Below are 26426 nucleotides of genomic sequence, written 5' to 3' on the forward strand. Positions count from 1 at the left end.
CTTGTTCGATTGGATCCGATATCGCAGCTTATTTAACTGCAGTTAGATCAAACATCGCCTTGCTCTCTTCCGGCACTTGAATGATATCCTGTACCTTGTACATGTCTGAGTCAGGGTCTTTCACAATATCCAGCAGTAGAATCTCATCGTCCATCCTCAAATAGCTATAGGTTCGCAGTTCGGCTCCGGTCGCGGAGATTTCCTTCAATTGACCTAAATCGTCCATCGAAAGGGTGCCCTTCAGCGCATCCGTGAAGTACAAATTCAATTGCTGCAAATTCTGATGATCGATTGCCTGTTTCACGAGCATAGCCACATTTTCCGGAGAGTCGGGCTGAACAAGCTTGGGCGATGAACATCCCATTATGAACATCAATCCTACTAGTACAATAAGCTTCTTGGCCGTCATGCTGCTTCTCCTAACCATTCATATAAGCGATCATAGAGGGTTGAATTAACCTGATATTTCTTATTATCTCGAACGACATAGCCATGTTCATTGATATCGATTTGGAAATTACGCTTATCCTTCGTAACGACAGTGATCAGCAGCGTCTTCCCATCATTTCGAATATTGGTTGAGCCTAATCTGCGATAATAAGAAACACTTGTAAGAATCGACATCAGCTCATGCTGATCTTCGTTATTCATCTGAATCGAGCTGTGCTTCACAACGCCATCGTTCAAATCGTCATAATAGATGGTTTGGATATCGCTCGACAGCTTGATGATCGAATCCTCCGCGGATTTGGGCGAGTTGAAATACCAGCACAGTCCTCCAATGAGAATAAGGATGGGAAACACGAGATAACGCGGCCGCAGTATGATATTCAGCCCCTCTTCATAGTCGAATTTATTCCTTCAATAATTCTTGCAGCAATCCAATGATTTCTTCTTGTTCCTTGCCAACCAATTCATGGATACGAACGGCCAAAGTAGGAAGCCTCCACGTCTCCAGCTCATCTGCCTTTACTCCACTTAAAGCTATGTAGGCTTCCTTATAAACCTCATGAAAAAGCTTCCGCCCCTCTTGCAGCCAGCTTGGCGCTTCCGGTGGTAAAGAATTTGATGCTAGCATCATTGAGGTACGGCTCACATCCGCGATCTTATCGCCGATTAACACGTTCATCCAATCGATAATAACAGGTCCATCCTCCGCCATGAGAATGTTGCCCGGGTGAAAATCATAGTGGCATAACGCCTGACCTTCGGGCAATTGCCGAAGCACTGCCATAATTCGATCCTTCTGGCGATCCGTAATTTCGGTGCCTGCCATCGTATGTTTCAGCATCTCTTGCTTCAGATTCGGGGTAAAATCAACCTTCAGATCATGAAGCTGAAATTGAAGCTCCGCCATCAATTTCGCATAGTGGATAATGCTCTCGCGATTGGGCTCAATTCTGCTTAGCATGGAAGGTGCGTTAATTCGCTCATAGACGATACCGGAACGGCCTTCATACTCGATAAGTCCGCCGAACCGCGGTGTCCGTATAGCCAGCTCCGAAATAATAGCAGCATTCTTCGCTTCATTGGGTGCTTCATGGGCATGATGAAAAAGTTTAATAACCTCATGCTTGCCCCACTCATAGACATCCGCTGTATTGCCTCTGCCAACCAATTCGCCAGCTTTCATTTTGCGGCACCTCACTAAGGCATTGTAATTGGTATTGTATCCCATATCATGGGGTAGTGGCGTTAAAATTCTCCCAAAGAAAAAGCCGCATCGGCATAAGAGCGTCTCTCTTTGCGTAATGCGGCACATTCTCTTGGTATTCGGTTAAATTTCGCCTACTTTCACTTCGTATGATCTAAGCTCACAATTTCCGGTATGAAAGCTAGAGTACGCCTCATTCGATTGTTCATTGAAATAAGCATGGATCATTCTGCAGATCCCGCCATGAGTGACTAGCAATACACGCCGGCCTTTGTTCTTCGCTACGATTTCATCGAGTAGATTATAGACGCGCTGCGCTACCTGCAATAGGGATTCTCCGCCCGAAAGCTTGCTCGGAAAATGTTTCTTCGCCTCAAGAAAATCGGCATCGTCACGCAGAACACCTTCGTATTTGCCATAGTTCTGCTCCGTGAGTCTATCATCCACGACATAGGTTTTGCCTATCGCATCGGAGAGAATCTCAGCGGTTCGTCTTGCTCTGATGAGCGGAGATGAAATAACTATATCGATCTTCGCTTCGGATAGGCTCGTTACCAGCGCGCTCGCTTGTTCAATGCCTCTCATCGTCAAAGGAATGTCCGTGATTCCGCAGATGCGCCGCTCCACATTCCATTCGGTTTGACCGTGCCTCACGGCGAATATTCTCATAAGGCCTCCCAATTTCGCTACTTTCCCTTCGTAGAAAGGTTTCGCTTAGTTCTGCGGATACACGTACTTGCTCGCCGACACGGTTAAATTAGCCGTGATGGAACCCTCTGCGGGAACGGTCAACATTCCTTTAGCCGCATACGTTTCACCGGTATAGTCGAAGTATTGGCCGAAGCTGTACGTTCCCGGCGGCAGGAAGAGCTCGAATTTCCCATTGTTCAGAACGACGTCGCAAATGTAACTGTTATGGTCATTATAGAGGTTCACCTGGCCGGACCGATTAACGGATGCGTTCTCGAATACAGCCGTTCCGGTCACATTCGGTTTCTGCAGCTGCAGCGTCGCGTTCTCAAACTGTCCGTTCTGCACACGAATCTGCTTGTTCAGTACACTGGTCGTGCGGTAACTCCTGACACTTACAATGGTATAGAGTCCGTCAGGCAAGTCCGCATATGCGGTGAGTCCTTCCCAGTTCACCCAGCGGTCGCGGTCGAATTTGCCTTCAGCGGACTGCACATAAAGTGTACCGCTCTCAACCGGAGTTCCCTGAGCATCGACGATGCGCAGCTCTGGAATGATCGGCTGTTTCTCTTGAATCGTTAACCATTTGGTCGTGCCGAGAGAAGCAGCCATACGATAGGGCGTATCGTGATTCAGATTTTCCTTGTAGGGATCGGCGCCGGCCTTGAGAAGCAGCTGAACAATGGGATAGCTCGACCACTGAATCGCTGCATACAGGGAGTTATCGAGGCCTGGATCAGCACCATGTGCGAGCAGAGTTTGCACGATCTCGACTTTCGGATATTGGTTCACATATAGGCTTTCATTGCTGGACCGACCAATGACACCGGATGCGGAATCCAAATAGGTATAACCATCGCGGTTCGTTTTATTTACGGTATATCCTTGTGTTAATAGGAGGTCTAACAGTTCTGCATTCTGATTCAATATCGCCTCCGACACCAAATCCCTCGACGAAAGCTTGACATCCGCACCGTGCTCCAGCAGCACTCGCGTCCCTTCCGTACTGTTCCTCAACACCGTATATTCAATCGGAACATTATTTCCGAACATACTGACCAGCTTGAGATTCGGGTCGACGCCGCGATCCAGCATCCGCTCAATCGTCGCAGCGTCTCCGCTCATTGCAGCTTCAAACAGCGTGCGCTGATAGATTTTCAAATCGGCTTCGCTATACCCGATGATGACCTTCTGCTGCTTCGAATCGTAGCTCACGTTCTTCCCGCTCACGATCGAAACCAGCCTTGCCGAGACGTACAAACGTCCGTTCAATATAACCGGAGCCTGACTCAGCCGAATATTCTGCTTAGCGGTTTGAAGCATCGTGTCGTTCACATGTGCGCTCCATTTGGTCGATCCGCGCGTCAAATCGATTCTGCCCAGCTTGATCGCCGTTTGGACACCCAGCGCATCCATAATCGATTTCATTGGCAGCATGAGACTGCCTTTGTACATAAGCGGGGCTGCTGTCGATAATTGGAGCGGCTTGCCATCGATGACTACCACAATTGCTGTTGCAATCTTCTGCGATACCGGGGCTGCCGCTGCACTGACCGGCATTTGTATTACGGCTGCTAGAAGGAACATCGTTGCCCATGCCATTGCGAGCACCGATAACCTTCCGGCTTGATTCTGCCTTCTCATTTTCCATTCATCCCTTCAAAAATGTTTGTCGCCTTATATCCCATAATTCGACAGTAACCGTCCAATCCCTTCCATAAATAATCCAATCAATCCCATTTATACGCACCGTTTCTGGGCATCCGCATAGCATGAGAACATACTTATTTTTTCTGCACGGCAAGCTGCCCCCGGCGTGTTTGCAGAAAGTCTATGGAGGGGTTTACATGAGAAAAAGTATGATGAGGCTTTCGGTCATCGCCATCAGCTTAGCGCTTCTGCTGGCAGGCTGCGGCGGGAAAAAGTCGGAACCGACCAAGGTTCGAATCGGTGAAGTGACACGTTCTATTTTCTATGCACCGCAGTACGTCGCTATTACGAATGGCTTTTTCAAAGATGAAGGGCTGGACGTAGAGTTGACCACAACGCCGGGCGGAGATAAAACGATGACGGCACTGCTCAGCAACAACATTGATGTGGCATTGGTAGGCTCAGAAACATCCATCTATGTATCGCTTCAAGGCTCGGAAGATCCGGTCATTAATTTCGCTCAATTAACGCAAACCGACGGCACCTTCCTCATCTCCCGCAGCAAGGTCGACAATTTCGATTGGAACATGCTGAAGGGGTCCAAATTCCTCGGCCAACGCAAAGGCGGCATGCCGCAAATGGCCGGTGAATTCACCCTCAAGAAACACGGCATCGATCCGCAGAAAGACCTCGAGCTTATTCAAAATGTAGAGTTTGCCAACATCGTTCCGGCCTTCACATCGGGTACTGGCGATTACGTTCAGCTCTTCGAGCCTTCAGCTACCATGATCGAGCAGCAAGGCAAAGGATATGTCGTTGCGTCATTCGGTACGGAGAGCGGCCATCTGCCTTATACCGTGTTCATGACCAAACAAAGCTACATCGATGACAATCCGGATACGGTCCAGAAGTTTACGAATGCGGTTCACAAAGGGCAAAAATGGGTGCAAGAGCATAGTGTAAATGAAATCGCCGATGCCGTCGCGCCATTCTTCCCGGACACGGACATTGAGCTGATCCGCGGCGTTGTGAAGCGGTATAAAGATCAAGGCTCTTATGCAACTGACCCTATCATCGATGAAACCGAATGGGCCAATCTGCAGGATGTGATGAAATCGGCCGGCGAGCTGGATGCTCCGGCAGATTACGGCAAGCTGGTTAACAATACGTTTGCGGAACAAGCGATTAAGAATGTGAAGTAACGAGGATTTGAAAGACTTGAAGGACTTGAAAGATAGGCCGCCTGCGTGCGGCCTCTTCAAGCGTAGGGAAGGAGTGACCGTCGTGATTCCTGTCGTGGAAGTAAAGGATGTTACGCATGTGTACGTCAATGAGAAAGGAGCAACGCTAGCTCTGGATCGGATTGCATTGTCGATCAGGAGCGGCGAATTTGTGTCCCTCGTCGGTCCAAGCGGCTGCGGCAAAACAACGCTGCTATCCATCATCGCCGGCCTCATTCCTCCAACCGAAGGAGAGGTTTCGATCCTCGGGCAGCCCGTCACCGGTCCGACGTCGAAAATCGGCTATATGCTGCAGCAGGACTTTCTGTTTCCGTGGCGGACGATTCGCGAGAATGTGACGATTGGTCTGGAAATCATGGGCAAGCTCACTCGCGAGAAGAAAGAGTTCGCCCTTCATCTGTTGGAAGAGCTCGGACTTGGCCAGTCTGCCGGCAAATATCCCGCTGAACTGTCAGGCGGCATGCGGCAGCGCGCGGCGCTTGCTCGAACGTTGGCCACAGAACCGGATATTTTGTTTCTGGATGAACCGTTCTCGTCGCTTGATTTTCAAACGAAGCTGCAGCTCGAGAACCTGATCTCCCAAACGCTTAAATCCCGCCGCAAAACCTCGCTGCTCGTCACCCACGATATCGCCGAGGCAATCGCCATGAGCGACAGAGTCATTGTGCTTGCGCCTAATCCGGGAAGGATCAAGAGCGAGATAGCCATCCCTGCTTATTTGGCGGAAATGACACCTACTGCCGCGCGTGAGCAAGACGGGTTTCAGGAGTGGTTTCGGATTGTGCGGAAGGAGTTCGAAGCGTTGGAGAGAAGGAGATGAATACACCGATGGGGAACGACAAATCGGGGAATGAACCATTTGGATCAGAACAGTCTGGATCGAAGCAATCTGGAATCGAACAAAACAAAGAACCGCGGAGCAATGTCGATCCGCAGCTCATCTATAAGGCATTCAAACGAGCAAGAAATAAAGAGAAGCTCATCGTCCACATCACTCAGGTATTGCTGCTTGCCCTCTTCCTAGGCTCCTGGGAGTATGCGGGGAGAGCTCGGCTGATCGATGTCTTCCTATTCAGTTACCCTAGCAAAATCATTAAGCTATTGTACACGAAAGCAATGGATGGATCGCTGCTGCCTCATATTGGTGTTACGGTGGCGGAAACAGCGGCCGGTTTTGCACTTGGAACGTTATGCGGCCTGCTGATTGCAACGATCATCTGGTGGAGTCCTTTTCTGGCTCGCGTTCTCGATCCGTATCTTGTTGTGCTGAATTCCCTGCCTAAGGTAGCGCTCGGTCCTCTGTTCATCGTGGCACTCGGCTCCGGCATACTCTCCATCATCGCAACCATTCTTTCGATAACCGTCATCATTACGACTCTGGTCATCTATAACGCCTTTCATGAGGTTGACGCCAACTATGTGAAGGTAGTAAAGGTATTCGGCGCCACAAAAACACAATCGTACAGCAAAGTCATTCTGCCCGCTTCCTTCCCCGCTATCGTGTCGACGCTTAAAGTAAATGTCGGTCTGGCTTGGGTCGGGGTTATTGTAGGCGAATTTCTGGTAGCCAAGGAAGGGCTGGGTTACTTAATTATTTATGGCTTCCAGGTGTTTAACTTTACCCTCGTTCTTGCGAGCTTATTTATCATTGCTGCTTTTGCAACCATCATGTACCAAATCGTAGCAGCCATCGAATCCAGAGTTAACAATAGAAGACGATAATGGGTTTGGGCTGCACCGGTAGGACTACCGGTCTGCAGCAGGCGCTATATGGGTAAGTTTATCGGGATTGACGACAACATAGATCGATGAGATTTGGCCATTTGTAATCGCAAAAGAATGCACGTTATTCGGCTGTCCATCACTATCGTATCCGACAATGCCGGTTTCTCCGTTTACCTCGGACAAGGTATAGGTATAATCTTGCGGCAGCTTAGCTAGCAGGCCGAAGAAGAATGCCGCAATGCGCTCGGAGCCCACAATCGGACGAATCGCTGCTTTCACCTTACCGCCGCCATCTGAGTAAAGTACCGCATCCGCATGGACAACGCTGAGCAATTGCCCCATATTCCCGGTCATCAGGGCTTGCACGAACTGCTCTACGATTGTTGATGTTTTCTCGGTGACCGGCGGCTGTGATAGCTGCTGTTGTGCGATTGGGGTCGTTTGCAGCGATGATTTCAACTCATCATCTTGCTCTGGAATTCGACTGATGGCAACCTTGGCTCTGCGGAAAATTTGCCGGCAATTCGTGCTGCTCTTGCCTACAATCTCTGCAATCTCGTCATACTCGTACTGCAGCACTTCGCGCAGCAGAAATACAGCTCGTTCCACCCAAGAAAGCTGCTGAAGTAAGAGCAAGTATGCCGTTGATATCGATTCCTTCTGAAGATAGCGGTCATCCGGCTCTTCGGAAGATAGCGAAGAATCTCGGACAAGCGGCTCCGGCAGCCACGGGCCAACGTAGACTTCCCGCTTCTTGCGAGATGAACGCAGCAGATCGATGCAGCGGTTCGTGACGATTTTGCATAAATAAGCCTTCATGCTCGTTACATGCTCCGGCTTCTTCATGCTCATGTACAAAAAAGCCTCCTGCACCACATCCTCCGCATCCATTACGCTGCCGAGCATCCGGTAAGCTAATGAAAACAAGAGCGGCCGGTAGGTCGTATAATCTTCCGCTGTCGATGCTCCATCGCTAGATTCTGTGTTCATGTTCGCACCTCCCAGTTGTTACCTCGCAGCAGCCAAACTTCGTGAATGCGCGATGGCTTCCGCTGCTCTAACGGCGCTTGCGGCCGAAGCATCAGCAAGCAATTCGCCATGGCCGGCCCAGTCTCCTGCGACATATAAGCCTTGAATTTCGGGAACAGCCGGACCGATGTTCTTGGACTTCTGACCGATGCGCGGATAACCGTGCGTGACCGTAATATTAGGCAGAAATTGCTTCGCGAGAACTTCGTTCTCCCAGCCCGGCTGCAGCCAGTTCATCGTTTGCAGCAGCTGCTGCTCATCCGCTTTTGGATCGCTTTCGCCGGGACCGTTATATTTGATCAAATGGACCACAACCGCACCGGTATCGCTCATTGTGGCATGGGCCGAATGATTGGAGAAGAAGATCGGCTGATCGAGGCCGAGCGCAAATTCATGCTCTTTGACCGGCAGCTTCGACAGTCCGATGTCCAGGCAGGCTGCCATGGAAGCGACGGCTTCTGTTTTCCATTGTTCTAATACCGTCGCATCGGCTCCGGACACAAGCTTATGCGTTTCGGAAGGGGAGGCTGTGCAGATCACGTTCGTTACGGAAATCGCTGTGCCGTCTCCAAGTTCGAGCCCTGTAACCTTGCCTTCCTTATGAGTGATTTCCTTCACCGACTTGCTCGCTTCGATATGCACACCTATCTGCTGCGCTTTGTTACGCAGTTGATCCACGATCGTCTGCCAGCCTTTATGCAGATAGACTACTCCTTTGAGCGAGCGCTGAATTTGTCCCAATGCCGGCCCGGCAAGCTGATGATCCGGATCAAAAGCATACGTCGCTGTCCTGCACAGCGCGTAGAATACATGCCTCACCATCGGATCCTGCACTTCGCGCTCCGCCCATTCCCGAATGCTCGATGCGGGGATGTTCGTTGCGTTTAAACGAGTCAATTTGACCATCAGACGCATAAGCTGCATTTTACTGGACCAAGTGAGCAGCTTCGTCTTCAGCATGCCAATCGGGTCTGCCCCCATCGGAACGAGCTGATTGTTCCAGATGGCGTTCATTTTTGTAGATGGCTTTCCGCCTTCCACCCGTATTCCCAGCTCTTGCAGAACACGATTTGCGCGGCCCGCTTTATATAGCGCATGCCCACCTAAATTGAGATAAACACCGTTATTGTGGTTCGTCATCGCCCGGCCCCCGAAGCGGCTCGACTTCTCCAGCAGGACAACAGAGCGGCCGCTCTGTGCCACTTTTATCGCTGCGATGAATCCGGCCAATCCGCCGCCGATCACGGCTGTGTCATAGGTTTTATTCATTATTGTCACCCTCCCTGATTGCTTTCATCAGTTAAGGCGGGGGAGATGGGGGTTTTGTGACAGGGTTGGAGAAAAAAAATGACCGGTCGATTTCATGTAGATCTCTGGGAGAGCTTCTTATGTGGTTTCTGCCGGAATTTCATCTCGCGTGCGGTAACTGGTACCGCTCTTTCTCTCATTTCGCTGATATTCTGCAGATGTGCGGTACCTAGTATCTCTCTTTGTCTCGTTTCGCCGCATATCTGCTCATGTGAGGTACCTGGTACCTCTCTTTTCTCTCATTTGGTTACTTTTAAGATAATGTGTTGCTCGTGGAGCTACTCTTTCTCTCATTCTTCCACTTTTCCGAAGATGTGTTGCTCTTAGTGCTACTCTTTCTCTCGTTTGGTTACTTTTAAGATAATGTGTTGCTCATGGAGCCACTCTTTCTCTCATTTGGTTACTTTTAAGATAATGTGTTGCTCATGGAGCTACTCTTTCTCTCATTGGTTACTTTTCCATTGATGTGTTGCTCTGCTACTCTTACTCTCATTCCAGCACTTTTCCGACAACGTGTTGCTCCTGGTGCTACTCTTTCTCTCATTCAACCACTTTTCCGACGATGTGTTGCTCAATGCTCCATACTAGCGCTTTAAGCGTTATATCTGCCTATTTTGCATTGACCTATTTCGCTTCAGAGCTGAGAGTTTGATTTTCGAACTCTCAGCTACTTCTTGGGGCAGTTTCGTAGCTGAGAGTCGCGTTTTGAGACTCTCACCTTCGGCGGAGGTGGGGTTGGGTTAGTTTCGGGAGCTGAGAGTCCGATTTTCGAACTCTCAGCTCCTTTTTGAGGTGGTTTCGTAGCTGAGAGTCACGTTTTGAGACTCTCAGACTCCAGCGGGGCGGGATTCGATTAGTTCGGGAGCTGAGAGTCCGATTTTCAAACTCTTCGCTCCTTTTAGGCGCGATTTCGCCGCTGAGAGTCGTGCTTTGCGACTCTCAGCCTCCAGTGAAGGCGGAATTCGGTTAGTTCGGGGGCTGAGAGTTGGATTTTCCTACTCTCAGCTCTTTTCTCGCGCGGTTACGTCGCTGAGAGTCGTGTTTTGCGACTCTCAGCCTCCGGCGGAGGTGGAATTCGGTTAGTTCGGGGGCTGTGAGTTGGATTTCCCTACTCTCAGCTTTTTTCTCGCGCGATTTCGCCGCTGAGAGTCGCGTTTTGCGACTCTCAGCCTCCGGCGAGAGGCGGGGTTTGTGTTGCTTCTCCAGCAACACAAATAAAAAAAAGCCACATCGGCCCAAGGCCGGTGCAGCTCTCTCTCAACGATCAAAATCCTATTCGCCCCAGCGCCAGCCGAACGGGTACTGCGCTGACAGAGTCAGCGGCAGTCGGCCTGTCGGCGTGAACTCGCCGAGCAGTGCACCCGCGGCGGATTCCAGCGCGAGTGGACGGCATTCGTATACGGCGAGGAACGCCGATACGTCCGGGTACACGAGCAGATCGAGCGGGTTGCGGACAGATACCGCAACCGTGCGATCTCCCGCTTCCGCGAGCAGCCGCGCAGCGAGCTCGCGCTCGTCCTCGTGCTTCGCCGCGTCATAGCTCACGAACACGATTTGCTCGAACGCCGCAAGATCATGCAGCGCGTCGGCATCGCTTACGCGCCGCTCCGTTACATGCGGCATGCGCGCCGCGAGTCGGCCCCCGAGTGTACCGTCGTCGGTCAGCAGCTCGTCTGCTTCCGACACGGTCACGATCTCGGGCCAGAGCACGAGCGTCTTCGCTTCGCGCCGCAGCGGCAGCAAGCCGCGATCGTTCTTCACAAGCGTCGCGGAAGCCGCGCTCCAGTGACGCGCGGCGGCTTGTTGGTCCGGCGTATCCAGCGTCGGCTCAACCTCCGCCCATGGCGCAAGCGCCTCGCCTACCGCGCGCTGCTCCTTCAAGCGCATGATGCGCGCCAACGAAGCATCGATGCGCGCCTCGGTCAGCTCGCCGCTTTCAACTGCGGCAATAACCGCTTCAATGGCCGCACGCTGCTTCTCGGCCGTGTGGCAAATCAGCACCATATCCGCGCCTGCCTGCAGCGCCATAACAGCGCCGCGCTCCGGACCATAGAACTTGTCGATGGCATTCATCTCCAAGCAGTCCGTCACGATGACGCCTTCATACCCCAGCTCCTCGCGCAGCAAACCTGTCAATACAGGCTGCGATAACGTCGAAGGTACGCCTGACGGGTCAAGCGCAGGCAAACAAACATGTGCCGTCATGATCATATCCGTCTCGCCGGCTGCCATCTTGAACGGCACCAGCTCAATCGCATCCAGCCGCTCCCGGTCATGCGTCAGTACAGGCAAATCCCGGTGCGAATCGACGCTTGTATCGCCATGTCCCGGAAAATGCTTCACAGTCGCCGAAACCCGCGACCGCTGGTAACCACGAACAGCCGCCAAACCAAGCTCACCGACAACCTCCGGTCGGTCGCTATACGAGCGAACGTTAATAACCGGATTGTCCGGGTTATTGTTCACGTCGATGCATGGCGCATAGTTCAAATTAATGCCGAGTGCGCGAAGCTGCTCGCCGCACATCGCCGCCGATTCGAATACGCCTCCGGCAGAGCCCGCTGCGCCTAATGCCATATTGCCCGGCATCAGCGTAACGCCTTTCACAAGACGCGACACCATGCCGCCTTCTTGATCCACCGCAATAAACATCGGCGATCTGCCCGAACGCTCAGCCGAAGCCATCAAACCGGAAGACAGCGCATGCACCTGCTTCGCATCCACGATATTGCGCGTGAAATAGATAATGCCGCCAACGCCGTAGTCCCCAATTAGCGCTTCAATCTCTGCAGAAGGCTCATGGCCGTGGAATCCGAACACAAACAGCTGTCCGATTTTCTCCCGCAAACTAAATTGTCCCCAATCAACCCGCACTTGCTCTCCCATGATTCGATCGCACCTCTCCCGTTAATGCTCATCCTCAGCTTCCTCGGAGACCGCTAACAGCGCTCCGCCCCCCTGAACTGCCATTCGGTAGTCCGTCGGTTTCTGCCCCGCATACTTCATAAACACTTTTGTAAAATACCGCCGCTCCGCATATCCGACTTCCTTGGCAATTTGCGCGACGCTCTTCGGCGTTTCAAGCAGCAGCGACTTGGCTGTCTCCATCCGCTGACGCGTAATATATTCGATAAAGGTTTCGCCATACGTTTGCTTAAACAATAAACTGAAATGCGAGGTCGACAAGCCGACATATGTAGCTGCCTCTTCCACGCTGAGATCGCGGAACAGATGACGGTCCATGAACTGCTTCGCATCGGTCATCTGCCGCTCGGAATGCTTGCGTTTGTCCGTCGAACGAGCGACGCCTTCGCTGGAAGCCTGCCGAATCGCCGCAAACAAATCCTTCACGCCAAAATGCAAATCCATCTTGCGCCACATCGCTTCTTCCTGCTCACGCGGCAGCAAATCCGCTTCCTTCAGCTCCCGCATCAGATGCAGCGCCAGAAAATGCAGCATCGGCTTCAGCCGGCCTTCCGCGCTGCCGCCCGCTTTATGCAGCTGCTCTGCCAGCCGCTTCTGCTCTTCATCCACGCCGGCCGCATCGCCGCGCTTCATTGCACCGATCAATCGCTCCGCTATATCCCATAGCGTACGCCCGGGATCAAAACCGCCTGTAAGCTCGCTGCTGTATACAGCGATCGGCACCGATTCAGTAGACAGCTGCATACCTCGCTGCACCGTTTTATAAGCAGAGGAGAGCTCATTCATCGCCGCCACTTTATCATAAATGCCTGCATGCAGCTGGAGCTTGGCATTACTACGAACAGAAGCAAGCAGCATGTCAGCCCACTGCTTCACCTGCAGCTCACGAGCCTCAGAAGAACCGTCTCCGTTATTTACAGCCTTCTCGCCATGGATCAAGACGCACCATTCGCCATCACGCATTTGGATGACGGCTTGCTGAAGACCTGCCAGCTGGAGCGTCTCACGAAGCACGTTACAGACGGCGAAATTCCAGATCTTGCGCTCTTTGTCCGGCCATTCACGCCAGTCCCGCGCATCTGCTGAACCGGCATCGATATCAAGCACGAGCAGCGTATATTGGGGCTCCCCGAGCAGCTGCTCCTGTCCGGCCATCAGCCAATTGTCCGGGGTAATATCCGTATAATCCATCAGCACATCGTACAAAATCTTTTCGTTCGCCAAATCAATCATCCGATCCAGCTTGCGCTGCTCTTCCTTGACTTGCTGCCGCTTATTGCGCTGCTCCGACATGACACGGGCGATAACCCCAGTCAATTCATCATAAGGAATCGGTTTGAGGATATAATCCTTCACTCCATACTGAATCGCAGACCTCGTATACGAGAAGTCCTGATAACCCGAGAGCATAATAATATCGCAAGCCATTCTCCGCTCCCGAATCTGCCTGACGAGCTCAAGTCCATCCATGACCGGCATCCGGATGTCACAAAGTATTAAATCCGCAGGCTCCTTCTGCAGCAGCTCCAATGCCTCTACACCGTTCTTTGCCGTACCTATGATTTCAAGCCCAAGCATACTCCACGGGATAACCTTCTCTAGGTTGCGAGTAATATGTTGTTCGTCATCGACAAGCAGCACTTTTCCGTTCATATCCGTTCACCTCTGTTCCGTGGGATCTTTATTCGGATAATGGTGCCGTACCCCTCCTGGCTGCACAGGAGCAAACCGTATGGCGATCCATAATGAATGCGCAGCCGATCTGCGACGCTGCGAAGGCCTAGCCCTCGTCTCTCGCCTTGCTCAGCAACGTTCAGATCCAGATCCCGCTCTTCTTCGCGGCTCAGTCCGTTAATCCGTTTCAACGCCGCCTCATTCATGCCGATTCCGTTATCGGAAACGGTGAAGATGACCAACCCTTCTTCCAGATGAACCGAGATCGAAATTTTGCCAAAATGCTCAAGCCCTTCGAATCCGTGCTGGATGCTGTTCTCGACAAGCGGCTGAAGGGACAGCTTCAAAATGGTAAAATCGAGCGCCTCATCCGGGATTTCCAGGTCATAGCTGAATACATCCTCGAACCGGTATTTCTGAATCTCCAGATAGCTGCGTACATGTTCAATCTCTTGGCGCACCGTAATAATCTCCGAATGATGCATGCTCGTTCGCAGGAGAATGCTCAATCTGCGTACCATCTGCATGATTTTGCCGCCTTCGTTCTGGGCTGCCAGCGCATTGATCGACTCCAGCGTATTAAACAGAAAATGCGGCTTGATCTGCGCTTGCATCAGCATCATTTCGGCACGCTGTTTCCGTTCCTGCTCTGTACGGATCTCGCTCAGCAGACGGCCGATCGTCTCCACCATGCTGTTAAAACTGCGGGCCAGGAGTACGGTTTCGTCCTTGCCTTTTGCCGGAACGCGGGTGTCCATCATGCCCTGTTCCACGAGGCGCATTTTGCGAACCACCCGAATAATCGATTTGGCTACCCGACTAACGAAGAAGATATTAAATAGAATCGCAAAAATCAAACATAACAGCGTAATCCCGCCAATCCACTGCACGAAACGCACACTCTCGCTCGTTAGCGACTCCCACGATTTGACGGAAATAAGGATCCACCCGCTGCGGTCGAGGTTATACGCCGATACGAGAGAATCCTCATGATTGAACATGGTGCGAGAGCTTACATAGCGCTGCGTGTGCTGCAATTGAAGCTGCGTTTGATTTTGAGCGTATCTTCCCTCTAATTCGTGCTTGCTATCCAGCATGACCAGACCGCCGTTGTTGATAATCAAATAACGAGTCTGCGTCTCTTGTTCGCCTGTTAGCGTAAAATCCTGCAGCATCTTGTCGACCTCATCGGTCTTGACCTGGGTCACCATAATACCGGATTCGTTGAACGTATCCATGTCCCGTACGATGCGCAGCTGCGTAAATAAAGCCGCACCGGTGCCTGTTAAACCCGGCTGCTCGTAAGGACCGATCCACATGGGCCGGCCGTTATACCGCTTTATTTCCGGAAAGATGGCGTGGTTCTTCAACATATCGTAAGTGATGTTCTTGAACGTAGTCGGATCATTACGATAAGAACGGAACATCGTCCCGTCCGCGCCGTAAAGCATCACCATACTGAGCGCCGGATTTTGCCAAAGCAGCTTCCCGAGCGACTTCTCATATTGGCTGATTGCGATTAGCCTGCTTGCATCGTTAACCGAGTTGCGGGAGCTGCGCAGCGCATCTTGAACGGTTGCGTTCGTAACGCTGATATCACTGAGCTGATCGAGCTCGCGGAAGAAATAACGGATATTGCCGCCCACCGCTTTGAGCGTAATCTCCGTTTGCTCACTGTACTTCTTCTCCAGCAGCTGCTCCGAATTAAGAAAGGATACGATGCCTAGAAAAATAAGCGGTGCAACAATCAAACCTATAAAAGCGAGCAGCAGTTTCGGACGCAGATTCATGGGACGGCTCCTTTATCATTTCAGCTATAGCCTCAAACGAGCGAGTCCGCACCCAGTCTATGTGCGAAGCCTAGCCCTTCACGCTGCCCGCTGTCATCCCGTCAATAATTTGACGCTGCAGGAACATGTACACGAGCAGCACCGGAATGATGCTGATAATGACTGCCGCGGAGAGCGATGCAAAATTCGTCCGATAGCCGTCATTGAAGGTAGCCATGCCGGTTGGCAGCGTGCGCAGCGATTCTGTCGTGACGAGCAGCTGGGAGAGTATATATTCGTTCCAGTTGCCGATGAACGCAAGGATGAAGACGGTAACGAGCGCCGGCATCGACACCGGTATAATCACTCTGGCGAATAATCCCGCAGCACTTAGCCCGTCCATAATGCCGGCTTCTTCAAGCTCGGATGGTACGGATTGCATGAATGCATGCAGAATGAAGATTGTAATTGGCAATGCATATGTGCAGTATACCAAAATGAGCGCCTGATGCGTATCGTAGAGATTCAGATCGTTCACCAAACGGTACAGTGGAATGAACAGCGCGCCAGGAGGCACGAGCAAGCCCATTAGAATAAAGCCGTAAACGCGCTTGCTCAGCACTTTATATTTCATCCGGGACAAAGCAAAAGCTGTTGCGGATGAAAGCAGAATCGTGAGCAAACACGCTGCAACCGTTACATAGAGACTGTTAAGAGCATACACGCCGATATGCGCGCTTTCCCATGCGGCCTTATAATTATCGAAGTTAAACTGGGATGGCAATGCCCATGTATTAACCGTAATCTCCCGATTCGTCTTGAATGAAGACAGGAGCAGCCACAGCAGCGGGAAAAGGATGACAATGACGTACACCCAAAGCGATACATGCAGGGGCCACTGGCTATTGCGTAGTTTGTTCGAACGATGCAGTTTATGGGCCGCCTCATTCGATGGTGTGATTTTGCCGTTTGTTAGGACGCGATCCATTAGTACTGCACCTCCTCGGATTTCGATACGCGCTGCAAGATAGCCGTCATCGCTAGGATTAGAATAAACATCGCTACGCCAATTGAACTGCCATAGCCAAGCTCCAAAGAGCGGAAGCCTATTTTGAGCGCATAAGTAGACATAACCTCAGTAGACTGGAATGGTCCGCCATTGGTCATAATTTGCACAATATCAAGCACTTTTAATGTACCGGACACCGTTAGCAGCAGCATAACGAATAGAATCGGACGTACGAGCGGCAAGGTGATTTTCCAGGTTTCGCTCCAAGCGTTGACACCGTCGATCTTTGCAGCCTCGCCGATTTCCTTCGGGATATTCAGAATGGCAGCAAGACAAAGCACAATGAAGAAACCAATGTTCTGCCAAGCGTTCGCGATCAGAATCGAGATCATCGCCAGGTGGGGGTCGGAGAGCCATTCTCTTGCCCAGCTTTCGCCGCCAATCGAACGCAATACTTGGTTGATCATGCCGGATTCATAGTTGTACAATACCCCGAACAGAATAGCGACTGTTGCCGTGGAGATCACAACGGGTACGAAAACAGCTGATTTATAGAAGCCGCGCATGCGTCTTGCTTTACTTACCATAATGGCGATAAGAAACACGAGCGGGATATTGACGATAAGGGAAAAAGCCATGAAATAGAAGTTGTTGCCGAGCGATTTCAAGAATACTTCGTCGTGAATCAATCTTGTAAAGTTGTCGATACCGATAAATACTTTCTCGGAAATGCCATCCCATTGATAAAAGCCATAAATGAAAGATACAATGACCGGATAGATGAAGAACAGACCGTAGAGCATTAATGTTGGGACGATAAAAGCCAAATATGTCCATGGGTTTCTCAGCGCTTGATTCATCGGGATCCTCCTAGCAGGTTAGGCGTATAAAAAGAGGGTGCCTGTTACGGCAGGACACCCTCCATCCATCATACAAGTTGTGATTGCTTAGCTGCGTTTCCGCTGCTTCAGCGCTTATTTTTGTGCGTTTGCTTTGTCTTGGGACTCTTGGATTTTCGCTGCTACTTCTTCCGGCTTTTTCACTTTGCCGATCAGCTCCTGCAGACCTACGCCTACATCTGCGCCAACGCTTGGTTGTACGATAGCGTCGAACGCTTTCCAAGAAGTCGATGCGCCGCCCATTACGTTCAGAACATCAGAGATCAGCGGATCTACGCCGGACAGGTCGGACAGCTTCATGGAAGGAAGTACTTTGTCTTCAAGAAGCGTACGTTTTTGGATTTCTTCGTTGAAGAAGTTCGCGATGAATTTCTTCACTGCCTCTTTTTGATCGTCGTTCAGGTTCGACGAGAAGCCGAAACCGTTGGAGTAGGACGCATTGATGGAAGATTGGTCGCCTTTACCGCCGTCGATGGACGGGAAGGAGAAGTAACCGATGTTGCCTTTCAGGTCGCCTGCTTCGTCGCCTGTGAAGCGGTTGGCATCCCAGCTTCCTGTGAAGACCATAGCTGCGTCGCCCTTCAGGAATTGCGCGCCTTGCTCTGCGTATGGCAAGCCAAGTGCACCTTTCGTGAAGTAATCGTTGTTAACCAATGTTGCGTAGTCCGCGAAACCTGCTACGAAATCAGGATCTGTCCATTTTGCTTCGCCAGTCACCAATTTGCTGAATGCATCGATGCCAACGTGACGCTCCATCACCGTGTTCCACAACATACCGTTAACCCAGCCGTCTTTTGCCGCAAGCGCGAATGGCGTTTTGCCTTTTGCTTTTACAGCGTCGGATACTTTGATCAGATCCGCGAATGTTTTAGGAACTTCGAGGCCATACTCTGCGAACATCTTCTTGTTGTAGAAAACGCCTTCGCTGTAACCGCCGAATGGCAGTCCGTACACTTTACCGTCTACTGTGAACTCATCCAAGCTTGCGAACTTGTCCTTGATACCAAGCTCATCGATGATTGGCGTCAGATCGAGCATGCGGCCCGCTTTTACATACAGGTTCAAGTCCGCGCCGCCGAATACTTCAAAGATATCGGGTGGGTTGCCTGCTGCCATTTCTGCTTTCAGCTTCTGATCGCGGTTAACCACTTCGTCGATGCCTTCGAGTTCGAATTTCAGACCAGCGTTTTCTTGTTCTGTTTTGGCTACAACGTCTTGCAAAATTTTCAGACGCACTTTGCTTGTTTCTTTTATTTGGGTATGACGCAGGGAAAGCGTAACGTCTTTCGCTGCCGGCGTTTCGTTTGTTGAACCATTATTCGTCGTATTTGTAGACCCAGCGTTAGTCGCTGTATTGTTTGTGTTGTCGTCTTTAGAACCGCATGCGGAAAGTACAAGAGATGCCGACATGAGTGTTACGGCCGCGACTGTAAATCCTTTTTTCATTTAAAGACCTCCCAATGTGTAATCGTATATTTGTTAGCGCTCTTCCTTACACTTTGAATTATAGATGGAGCAGAAAGAACGCAAGAGGTCGAAATTACAACGAGCTTGGGATACTTTTGGGCGGGCGTGTGAGGAAGGGATAATAATAAACGACCCACAGGAGGTAAAAATCCTGTGGGCAGCGTTTTCAATCAGAGAATTGTATCCTTGATGTAAGCATACATGACATTACAAAGTGATAAAGTGAGGATTAGAGATGGGTTTCTGACAACCAATTAGAGTCAGTTACAGACTACCAAGCGTACGCGCGTGGCGCTTCTCCGCCTGGTCCTGGGAAAATCTCATCGATCCGTTTCAATGTCGACTCGTCCAGCTCGAGCTCAACTGCGCGCAGGGAGCTTTCGAACTGCTCGGCCGTACGCACGCCGATGATTGGTGCTGTTACGGCTGGGTTCGAAAGCAGCCATGCCAGCGAAACGACATCCTCGCGTTCGCCAAGCTCATCGCAAAGCGCGCCGTAAGCTTCAAGCTGAGCGGCATGCTGCTCGATGCGCTTAAGGTCTCCGCTGCGTTTGCCAGCGCCGCCGCGGCGGACGTTACCAGCCAGCAGGCCGCCATCAAGCGGGCTCCATGGGATGACGCCGATGCCTAGGCCTTGTGCAGCTGGCAATACTTCCAGCTCCGGCAAGCGGCAAAGAAGGTTATATTTATGTTGCTCCGACACAAGTCCGAGTATACCCCGAGCTTTTGCTTCGCCTTGCGCAACGGCAAGATCCCAGCCGGCAAAGTTACTCGCGCCAACATAGCCGATTTGACCTTGTGTTTGAGCGGCTTGGAATGCAGGCCATAGCTCGTCCCAGCTGACATTGCGATCAACGTGATGCATTTGATACAGCTCAATATGATCTGTTTGCAGACGTTGAAGCGAAGCTTCCAAGTGACGGCGAAGCTTATAAGCAGACAATCCGCCATCGCGGTTTGGTCCATCATTCTTGTTACTCATATCGCCGTAGAATTTCGTAGCCAGCACGGTGCGCTCGCGGCGCCCGCCGCCTTGTGCGAACCAGCGGCCGATGATTTCCTCCGTACGGCCGGCATTCTCGCCCCAACCGTAAATATTCGCCGTGTCAAAGAAGTTGATGCCCGCATCGAGCGCCGCATCCATAATCCGAAACGCTTCCTGCTCGTCCGTATCGACTCCGAAATTCATCGTTCCCAAGCACAAGCGGCTAACCTTCAAACCAGAACGTCCCAAATAGGTGTACTTCATCTTGATTTCACAGCTCCTCTTCCATGTATGAATGAGATAAGGAAATAAGTCCCTTTCCTATTATAAAGAAATTACCGAGGAAAGAAAAATGAAGTTGCTGTTTAGTTTGGAGGTCTGGCGCTGGGGAGGGCGCCGCTGCATCGGCGATTGCTGCGTATGTGTGGCTCCCAGAGCTACACATCTGCTCGAATTCGGTGATTGCCGCGCATGTGTGGCTCCCAAAGCTACACATCTGCGCGAATCTGGTGATTGCCGCCCATGTGTGGCTCCCAGAGCTACACATCTGCCCAAATCCGGCGATTCCCGCGCATGTGTGGCTCCTAAAGCTACACATCTGCCCAAATCCGGCGATCCCCGCGCATGTGTGGCTCCTAGAGCTACACATCTGCGCGAATCTGGTGATTGCCGCGCATGTGTGGCTCCCGAAGCTACACATCTGCGCGAATCCGGCGATTCCCGCGCATGTGTGGCTCCCAGAGCTACACATCTGCGCGAATCCGGTGATTGCGGTGCATGTGTGGCTCCTAAAGCTACACATCTGCTCGTATCCGGCGATTGCTGCACATGTGTGGCTCCCAAAGCTACACATCTGTCCAAATTCGGGCGATTCCCGCGCATGTGTGGCTCCTGAAGCTACACATCTGCTCGTATCCGGCGATTGCTACACATGTGTGGCTCGTAGGGCTACACATCTGCTCGAAACCGGCGATTCCCGAGCATGTGTGGCTCCTAAAGCTACATAGATGAGCTTCTTTCGCCCATTCCCTCACATTCACACCAATGTAGATCCCTAAACGAGCTTCTTTCGCCATCCCCCACATTCTCGGCATTGAAGAGAGATACCTGCTACCTCTCTTGGAGCAAAACACACCTAAACAGGCTCAAGAGCGGTAGCTGGTACCTCTCTTTCCCCATTTAGGCGGGGATATGCAAATGTACGGTAACCATTACCATTCATTTATCGGGGTACAAAAAAAGACGGCGATAACCATCATCGCCGTCTTCTATAACCTATAGCCAGTGGTGAGACTACTCACCACCACGCATCCCCTGAACTGCGGTGCGAATCGCACCGTAAAAGTCGCGCCAGTGCGGCGCGGCCTCGGCTGGCCCGATCACGCTTTCCGGCGTGCCTTGGCCCGCCGCCCGCGAAGCTTCCGTCAGCTTGCCGCTTAGATGAAGGCGGCTCGTTCGCTGCGATACATCAACTGCAGGCGAAGTAGCCTTTATTGCCGCGCCAGCGCCAGCACCACTCGCGCGCACCGCATCTTCAGCTTCCTTCCCACGTCCCTCAGCATCTGCGGTCACTGCCTCGGAGGAGGCATCGCTCGCCGCCGTTGCATCTACCTCATCCGCCAACGCTACCTCACTAACCTCTACTTCACCATCATGAACCTGATTACCCGTCCATTCTTCCATCGGTTGCCTTGCACCTCACTTACTATCGCTTAGCTTCCATCGGTTGCCGTACACTCTTCATTTCATTATCACTTAGCCCTTGAGCCGATGCTTACGTAGCGAGAACAGCTCGCGCAGCTCATCAGTCGACATCTCGGTAATCCAATTCTCCGATTGGCTTACGACTTGATCATTGAGCATCTGCTTCCGCGTAATCATGTCGTCGATTCGCTCTTCCAGTGTGCCCAGCGTCACGTATTTGTGCACCTGCACATTGCGTTTCTGGCCAATCCGGAATGCGCGGTCTGTCGCTTGATTCTCGACTGCGGGGTTCCACCATCTGTCGAAATGGATTACATGATTCGCTGCCGTCAAGTTAAGTCCGGTGCCGCCGGCTTTCAGCGAGAGGACGAACGCGCAGCCCGGCTCCGCTTCATTTTGGAATCGCTCGATCATCTGGTCGCGTTCCGCCTTCGGCACTGCTCCGTACAGATACGGCGTCGGAATGCCCAGCCGTTCTTCAATGAGCCGTTTGAGCGTAGAGCCCATCTCCACATACTGCGTGAAAATCAAACAGCGCTCGCCTTCCGCCGCAATCTCCTCTACCATCTCAAGCACGCGAAGCACTTTGTTGGAGCGCTCGACATCCCATGCCGAAGGGAATAGCGTGCGATCTTCCTTCAATAATAAGCTCGGATGATCGCATACCTGCTTCAAGCGAGTAAGCGCGGAGAGAATGATTCCCCGGCGCTGCAGCGCACCGACTGCCTCCAGCTGATTCATCAGTTCAGACACAATATTCTCGTATAGCGCACCTTGCTCCACGGTCAGCGACAAATAGGTACGCATCTCATTTTTCTCCGGCAGCGCAAGCGCAATGGCAGGATCTTTCTTAAGCCTCCGCAGCATGAAAGGCTTCACCCAGCGCTGCAGCTCTGCAATAAGCGCCTCGTCGCGCTCCTTCTCAATGGGAAGCACCACGGCTTTGCGGAATTCAGTCAACGTCCCCAAATACCCCGGATTTGTAAAATCATACAGCGACCAAAGCTCCGTCAACCGATTCTCCATCGGCGTCCCCGTCAATGCGACCCGGTGATGCGCGGAGAACCCGCGAATCGCGGAGGATTGCTTCGTATAGTAGTTCTTAATATTCTGCGCTTCGTCGAGACAAAGGACATCCCACGAAACAGCGCCAAGCTCTTCCTCATCAATTGGAGCAAGCGTATACGAAGTAATGACAAGGTCAACCGCCGCCGCTTCCGCCGCAAACTCCTCGCCGCGCATACGTTTCGGTCCATAATGCACCATCACGCGAAGCTCCGGTGCGAACCGTTCCAGCTCCTTCTCCCAGTTGCCGATAACCGACGTTGGGCAAATGAGCAGCGAGGGTCCGAAGCTCCCTTGCTCCAGTACATGCTGCAAATACGCCGTAAACTGAATCGTTTTGCCAAGACCCATGTCATCCGCTAAGCAGCCGCCAAGTCCGAATTTCCGCAGAAACGCGAGCCACGATACCCCTTGCAGCTGATAATGGCGAAGCTCGCCTTGGAACGCATCCGGCGTTTCGACAAGCGGCAAGTCCGCCGACTCATTGAGCTGCCCGATCCAAGTCGCCAAATGCTCATTCAGCTCGATTTCGGCTGTTAACGCTTCTTGAAGCTCATCCTCCGGCTCCAGCTCTGCCCCGCCGCGCAGATGCATCTCCATCACATCGCGCATGGTTAAGCCGCGCTTGCCGCCGTTCTTCTTCAACCACTTGCGCAGCCGCTCCATGTCGCCCGGGTCCAGATGCACCCATTCGCCGCCAACTTGCATCAGTCTGCGGTTCTCGGACGCCAGCTTCATAAACTCCGCTTCCGTCATATCGACATTGCCTACAGCAAGCTTCCAATCAAAATCAACGATTTGCTGAAGGCCGAACATCGACTGCTCGGCAGAGCCGACAGACGATTTCACTTTGGCTTTCAGCTTCATGCGGCGATTACGCGCCGCCTCCCACCAAGATGGCAGCAGGACCGAGCAGCCTGCCGCAAGCAGCTTCACGCTCTCCTGCTCCAGAAATGCATACGCCTGCGCATCGTTCAGCTCAATACGGATGAGACCCGCATCTTTACGATCGCCTAGCCCCTCCTCCGATCGCGTCCATTCCGGCAGCGCCGCAGCCCACTTCATCTCTTCCTTGCGCATACGCTCGGCAAAATGCTCCCGCCACGCTTCCGGAGCATCCGCCGGCAGCACAAACCGTTCTTCGCTCCGTGCCTCAGCCGCTTCGTTAAGCGCAAGCGTCATCCAGCGTCCGCTATCTTCGCGGTCACGAACGGCCGGGCGAAGCCGCCAGCCATGCCCATCGCTCGGCTCCAGCAGCTGCAATGCGGTACGAAACGGTGCATTGTCCTGCTTCATGCCGATGGAAACGAGCCAATCGTCCTCATCGGCCGCTTTCATCATAAGCGCACCTTCACCGGCCTGCGACGCGGCGTTGCGCCAAGCTGCGCCTACCGAATCATCGGAAGCAATCAACTCTTCCATAATGCCGGTCAGCCACCCTTGTATCGCACCGCTATCGCCTTGCTCCTCGAGCTGCGCTGCAAGCTGCTTCCACGCCATGCGCGTGTTCTCTTCACCCCGCGGCACATCCAGGCGCCAAGCTCTCGCTTCAGCCCGCCAGCGCGACCAATCCGGCGAGAACCAGCCGTGGAGCAGCGCCTCGCGCATCATGACAGCAAGCTTGGCCAGTATCTCCAGCCTATCGGTCCATTCCACCTGAAGCAGCCTAACCGGCCGCGGAGAAGACAAGTAATCCATCGCAATCGCCGGCGACAACGGCAGCTCGGTCCGTTTGAGCCGCTCATCCGTACGTTCCTCAATCTCCGCACCAAACCAAGAAGCCTCGTGCCAAGCGAAGAGAAGGCGGCGCAGACGAAGCGTTAGTCCAGCGACATGCCCAGCTGCCAGCACCAGGCCTTCGCCCTCATTCCAAAATCCGTCAACGACGACCGTTTCAGTACCTGTGTAACCTCTCATGTGATGATTTTACCCCTCCAAAGCTCTTCCTGCAGCGCGCGCAGGCGCCCATGCTTTCGTACGATACCATCCACATAACGGCTCCATTTATCGCCGTGCTCCTCCGCTTTGTACAGCTTCTCGAGCTTCTTCATCAGCTTGACCGCTTGCCTGTAGCCTTGCCGATTACGCGAGCGAATCGCGCCGTCAATCGCTTGATGATACAGCGGGTACAGTACACGGGGAGCAGCCTTGCTGATCTCCCGCACCAATTGGATATCCATCTCATCGGGCTCGATGCCGAATAATAGCTGCAAATCGGCCCATTTCTCATAATGCTTGCGATCCAGCCAATGCTCCGTCAACGCCGAATAGGAATACGGCAGGAATGAAACCAAATACTGCTGCCAGCTTGGATTGTCCGGCTGCTGAAGATCTGCCAAACGGCACATCGACAAGAACGGTCCAAACGCTTTGGATTTCCGTTCAATCGATAACCCGCCATACAAATACCGAATCCAGTTCTCCAGCTTCGCCCAATTCCGCTCCTCCAGCCGCTGCAGTGCACAATCGCAAGCAAGCAGCGCCGTCCGATTAAATTGGGTTCTGGACAGCAGCTCCATCGCATAATCGTCGTTGTCCTCCGCATAAGCCAGATAAGCGAGTGCCATCGGAGCAAAGAAGCTCGCATGTCCCGTGCCTTTCTCCTCTGCCAGCTTATGCTCCAGCCATTGCTTCTCCTTGCCCGTCCAAGTGGAATCGTGTACAAGCTGCCCCCAAATCGAGAAATACAGCGCCTCCCACCTGTGAAGCTGCTGCTCCCGATCCATTTCCCGTTCATGAAACAGCTCAAGCAATTGTTCGACCCCGACACGTTCGAGTTCCGTCATTGTTTCCGGTGTAAGCTCCCCTGCAAGCTCATGGTAGTGATTTATCCAAGGCTCCGTCATCCGCGCAAAAGCCATCTCATAATAGTAACGGCTGTAGCTGTCCGTATGGGAATAAGCCCGTTCGGATTGCTCCACGACAAAAATAATGCCATGCATCCAGTGCAGCCTTCTCAGACCTTCCTCCCAATTCTTCGAAACCGCCTTGATCGCCTGCAATACAGGCTGCAGCGGGTGCAAAGAATGTCTGCATTGCCGCCATACTTCACCATGCTTCGCTTCCATATCTTGCTGCCATAGACGCGGGTCTCCTTCGAGACCTGTCTTAGCTGCGGCAGCGACTTCCGCTGCCGGAGCCCTATCCCCGGCTCCTTGCTGACCTACCGCAAACATTGGATCACGACCATATAACAAGCGGTTATGCACCTCATCCGCACTTCTTCCCGCGTATTCATAATAAGCGTAGAAGACTGCAGCCATATGCTTGCAATACCCTTTTACCGGACAAGTACAAGTGCTAAAAGAAAATTCATCGCAGTCGAGCGTAACGGCAAAAATTGCAGCATCCTTGACGGTTCCATATACAGAGGTTCCTTCCATCACTTGAACGGAAAGCACCTTCTCCCGGCGGTAATAATCAAAGCCAAGCTGCATCACCTCAAGGGGGATGCTGCTTGCGACAGCTGTTTCCAAAGCCTGCAGCCGCTGTTCATCCAATTGAAAAAACGTGCTCACGATGCGTCCCCCGTTCCTCAATAACCATTCCAACCATTATACCACATTCACAAACGGTTTCGCTTTGAACTGGGACAGACATGATGAGAATAAAATAAAAGCCCCTTGTCCGGA

20 protein-coding genes are annotated in these 26426 nt (G+C 52.2%); 3 read left to right on the top strand and 17 right to left on the bottom strand.

Annotated elements, in window-relative coordinates:
• Positions 1–28: 28 nt before the first annotated feature.
• The 5 genes from AC50Y3_RS20600 to AC50Y3_RS20620 form a co-directional block, all read right to left on the bottom strand.
• The gene (locus tag AC50Y3_RS20600; protein WP_494820600.1) at positions 29–409 is read right to left on the bottom strand and encodes a hypothetical protein; all 381 of its coding nucleotides are present in this window, start codon (positions 407–409) and stop codon (positions 29–31) included.
• Entirely contained in the window at positions 406–804 is a 399-nt protein-coding gene (locus AC50Y3_RS20605; protein WP_494820601.1) for a hypothetical protein, read from the bottom strand. Before AC50Y3_RS20605 ends, AC50Y3_RS20600 begins: the two co-directional genes overlap by 4 nt.
• Before the next feature lie 49 nt (positions 805–853).
• Positions 854–1633: a phosphotransferase gene (locus AC50Y3_RS20610; RefSeq protein WP_494820602.1), complete on the bottom strand. Its 780-nt coding sequence runs from the start codon at positions 1631–1633 to the stop codon at positions 854–856.
• A 144-nt stretch (positions 1634–1777) separates the two neighbouring features.
• Positions 1778–2323, bottom strand: a complete 546-nt coding sequence (locus AC50Y3_RS20615) for a histidine phosphatase family protein (protein WP_494820603.1) — start codon at positions 2321–2323, stop codon at positions 1778–1780.
• 45 nt (positions 2324–2368) lie between these two features.
• Positions 2369–3988, bottom strand: coding sequence for a stalk domain-containing protein (locus AC50Y3_RS20620; protein ID WP_494820604.1), 1620 nt, complete (start codon positions 3986–3988; stop codon positions 2369–2371).
• Positions 3989–4191: 203 nt separating this feature from the next.
• Here AC50Y3_RS20620 and AC50Y3_RS20625 point away from each other — a divergent pair, with 203 nt between their 5' ends.
• The 3 genes from AC50Y3_RS20625 (at position 4192) to AC50Y3_RS20635 (ending at position 6957) form a co-directional block, all read left to right on the top strand.
• Positions 4192–5196, top strand: coding sequence for an ABC transporter substrate-binding protein (locus AC50Y3_RS20625; RefSeq protein ID WP_494820605.1), 1005 nt, complete (start codon positions 4192–4194; stop codon positions 5194–5196).
• Between the two features lie 82 nt (positions 5197–5278).
• The gene (locus AC50Y3_RS20630) at positions 5279–6055 is read left to right on the top strand and encodes an ABC transporter ATP-binding protein (RefSeq protein WP_494820606.1); all 777 of its coding nucleotides are present in this window, start codon (positions 5279–5281) and stop codon (positions 6053–6055) included.
• Positions 6052–6957, top strand: a complete 906-nt coding sequence (locus AC50Y3_RS20635) for an ABC transporter permease (RefSeq protein WP_494820607.1) — start codon at positions 6052–6054, stop codon at positions 6955–6957. The genes AC50Y3_RS20630 and AC50Y3_RS20635 overlap by 4 nt, the downstream gene beginning before the upstream one ends.
• Before the next feature lie 24 nt (positions 6958–6981).
• Here AC50Y3_RS20635 and AC50Y3_RS20640 read toward each other — a convergent pair whose 3' ends face one another.
• The 12 genes from AC50Y3_RS20640 to AC50Y3_RS20695 all read right to left on the bottom strand — a co-directional run bounded on the left by AC50Y3_RS20640 (position 6982) and on the right by AC50Y3_RS20695 (position 26312).
• On the bottom strand, positions 6982–7950 hold the full coding sequence (locus AC50Y3_RS20640) for an RNA polymerase sigma-70 factor (RefSeq protein ID WP_494820608.1): 969 nt from the start codon (positions 7948–7950) through the stop codon (positions 6982–6984).
• 18 nt (positions 7951–7968) lie between these two features.
• Positions 7969–9258 (bottom strand): phytoene desaturase family protein, encoded by a 1290-nt coding sequence (locus tag AC50Y3_RS20645; protein WP_494820609.1) that lies wholly within the window; start codon positions 9256–9258, stop codon positions 7969–7971.
• 1311 nt (positions 9259–10569) lie between these two features.
• The gene (locus AC50Y3_RS20650) at positions 10570–12183 is read right to left on the bottom strand and encodes a glycoside hydrolase family 3 protein (RefSeq protein WP_494820610.1); all 1614 of its coding nucleotides are present in this window, start codon (positions 12181–12183) and stop codon (positions 10570–10572) included.
• Between the two features lie 21 nt (positions 12184–12204).
• A complete protein-coding gene (locus AC50Y3_RS20655) occupies positions 12205–13875 on the bottom strand; it encodes a response regulator transcription factor (RefSeq protein WP_494820611.1) in 1671 nt (556 codons plus the stop codon).
• Positions 13872–15686 (bottom strand): sensor histidine kinase, encoded by a 1815-nt coding sequence (locus tag AC50Y3_RS20660; protein WP_494820612.1) that lies wholly within the window; start codon positions 15684–15686, stop codon positions 13872–13874. The genes AC50Y3_RS20655 and AC50Y3_RS20660 overlap by 4 nt, the downstream gene beginning before the upstream one ends.
• A gap of 70 nt (positions 15687–15756) precedes the next feature.
• The gene (locus tag AC50Y3_RS20665; RefSeq protein ID WP_494820613.1) at positions 15757–16653 is read right to left on the bottom strand and encodes a carbohydrate ABC transporter permease; all 897 of its coding nucleotides are present in this window, start codon (positions 16651–16653) and stop codon (positions 15757–15759) included.
• Complete coding sequence (locus AC50Y3_RS20670) at positions 16653–17534, bottom strand: carbohydrate ABC transporter permease (RefSeq protein ID WP_494820614.1); 882 nt, start codon at positions 17532–17534, stop codon at positions 16653–16655. Before AC50Y3_RS20670 ends, AC50Y3_RS20665 begins: the two co-directional genes overlap by 1 nt.
• Before the next feature lie 114 nt (positions 17535–17648).
• On the bottom strand, positions 17649–19019 hold the full coding sequence (locus AC50Y3_RS20675; RefSeq protein ID WP_494820615.1) for an ABC transporter substrate-binding protein: 1371 nt from the start codon (positions 19017–19019) through the stop codon (positions 17649–17651).
• 292 nt (positions 19020–19311) lie between these two features.
• Complete coding sequence (locus AC50Y3_RS20680) at positions 19312–20289, bottom strand: aldo/keto reductase (RefSeq protein ID WP_210655688.1); 978 nt, start codon at positions 20287–20289, stop codon at positions 19312–19314.
• Positions 20290–21318: 1029 nt separating this feature from the next.
• A complete protein-coding gene (locus AC50Y3_RS20685) occupies positions 21319–21708 on the bottom strand; it encodes a hypothetical protein (protein ID WP_494820616.1) in 390 nt (129 codons plus the stop codon).
• Between the two features lie 72 nt (positions 21709–21780).
• On the bottom strand, positions 21781–24711 hold the full coding sequence (locus tag AC50Y3_RS20690; RefSeq protein WP_494820617.1) for a DEAD/DEAH box helicase: 2931 nt from the start codon (positions 24709–24711) through the stop codon (positions 21781–21783).
• Entirely contained in the window at positions 24708–26312 is a 1605-nt protein-coding gene (locus AC50Y3_RS20695; RefSeq protein WP_494820618.1) for an SWIM zinc finger family protein, read from the bottom strand. The genes AC50Y3_RS20690 and AC50Y3_RS20695 overlap by 4 nt, the downstream gene beginning before the upstream one ends.
• Between the last annotated feature and the right edge of the window lie 114 nt (positions 26313–26426).

This window comes from Paenibacillus sp. J22R98, from assembly GCF_059383835.1.

Coding starts and splice junctions, on each gene's coding strand:
- AC50Y3_RS20600 (WP_494820600.1), bottom strand. CDS start 409: ATGACGGCCAAGAAGCTTATTGTACTAGTAGGATTGATGTTCATAATG.
- AC50Y3_RS20610 (WP_494820602.1), bottom strand. CDS start 1,633: ATGAAAGCTGGCGAATTGGTTGGCAGAGGCAATACAGCGGATGTCTAT.
- AC50Y3_RS20615 (WP_494820603.1), bottom strand. CDS start 2,323: ATGAGAATATTCGCCGTGAGGCACGGTCAAACCGAATGGAATGTGGAG.
- AC50Y3_RS20620 (WP_494820604.1), bottom strand. CDS start 3,988: ATGAGAAGGCAGAATCAAGCCGGAAGGTTATCGGTGCTCGCAATGGCA.
- AC50Y3_RS20625 (WP_494820605.1), top strand. CDS start 4,192: ATGAGAAAAAGTATGATGAGGCTTTCGGTCATCGCCATCAGCTTAGCG.
- AC50Y3_RS20635 (WP_494820607.1), top strand. CDS start 6,052: ATGAATACACCGATGGGGAACGACAAATCGGGGAATGAACCATTTGGA.
- AC50Y3_RS20640 (WP_494820608.1), bottom strand. CDS start 7,950: ATGAACACAGAATCTAGCGATGGAGCATCGACAGCGGAAGATTATACG.
- AC50Y3_RS20645 (WP_494820609.1), bottom strand. CDS start 9,258: ATGAATAAAACCTATGACACAGCCGTGATCGGCGGCGGATTGGCCGGA.
- AC50Y3_RS20650 (WP_494820610.1), bottom strand. CDS start 12,183: ATGGGAGAGCAAGTGCGGGTTGATTGGGGACAATTTAGTTTGCGGGAG.
- AC50Y3_RS20655 (WP_494820611.1), bottom strand. CDS start 13,875: ATGAACGGAAAAGTGCTGCTTGTCGATGACGAACAACATATTACTCGC.
- AC50Y3_RS20660 (WP_494820612.1), bottom strand. CDS start 15,686: ATGAATCTGCGTCCGAAACTGCTGCTCGCTTTTATAGGTTTGATTGTT.
- AC50Y3_RS20665 (WP_494820613.1), bottom strand. CDS start 16,653: ATGGATCGCGTCCTAACAAACGGCAAAATCACACCATCGAATGAGGCG.
- AC50Y3_RS20670 (WP_494820614.1), bottom strand. CDS start 17,534: ATGAATCAAGCGCTGAGAAACCCATGGACATATTTGGCTTTTATCGTC.
- AC50Y3_RS20675 (WP_494820615.1), bottom strand. CDS start 19,019: ATGAAAAAAGGATTTACAGTCGCGGCCGTAACACTCATGTCGGCATCT.
- AC50Y3_RS20680 (WP_210655688.1), bottom strand. CDS start 20,289: ATGAAGTACACCTATTTGGGACGTTCTGGTTTGAAGGTTAGCCGCTTG.
- AC50Y3_RS20685 (WP_494820616.1), bottom strand. CDS start 21,708: ATGGAAGAATGGACGGGTAATCAGGTTCATGATGGTGAAGTAGAGGTT.
- AC50Y3_RS20690 (WP_494820617.1), bottom strand. CDS start 24,711: ATGAGAGGTTACACAGGTACTGAAACGGTCGTCGTTGACGGATTTTGG.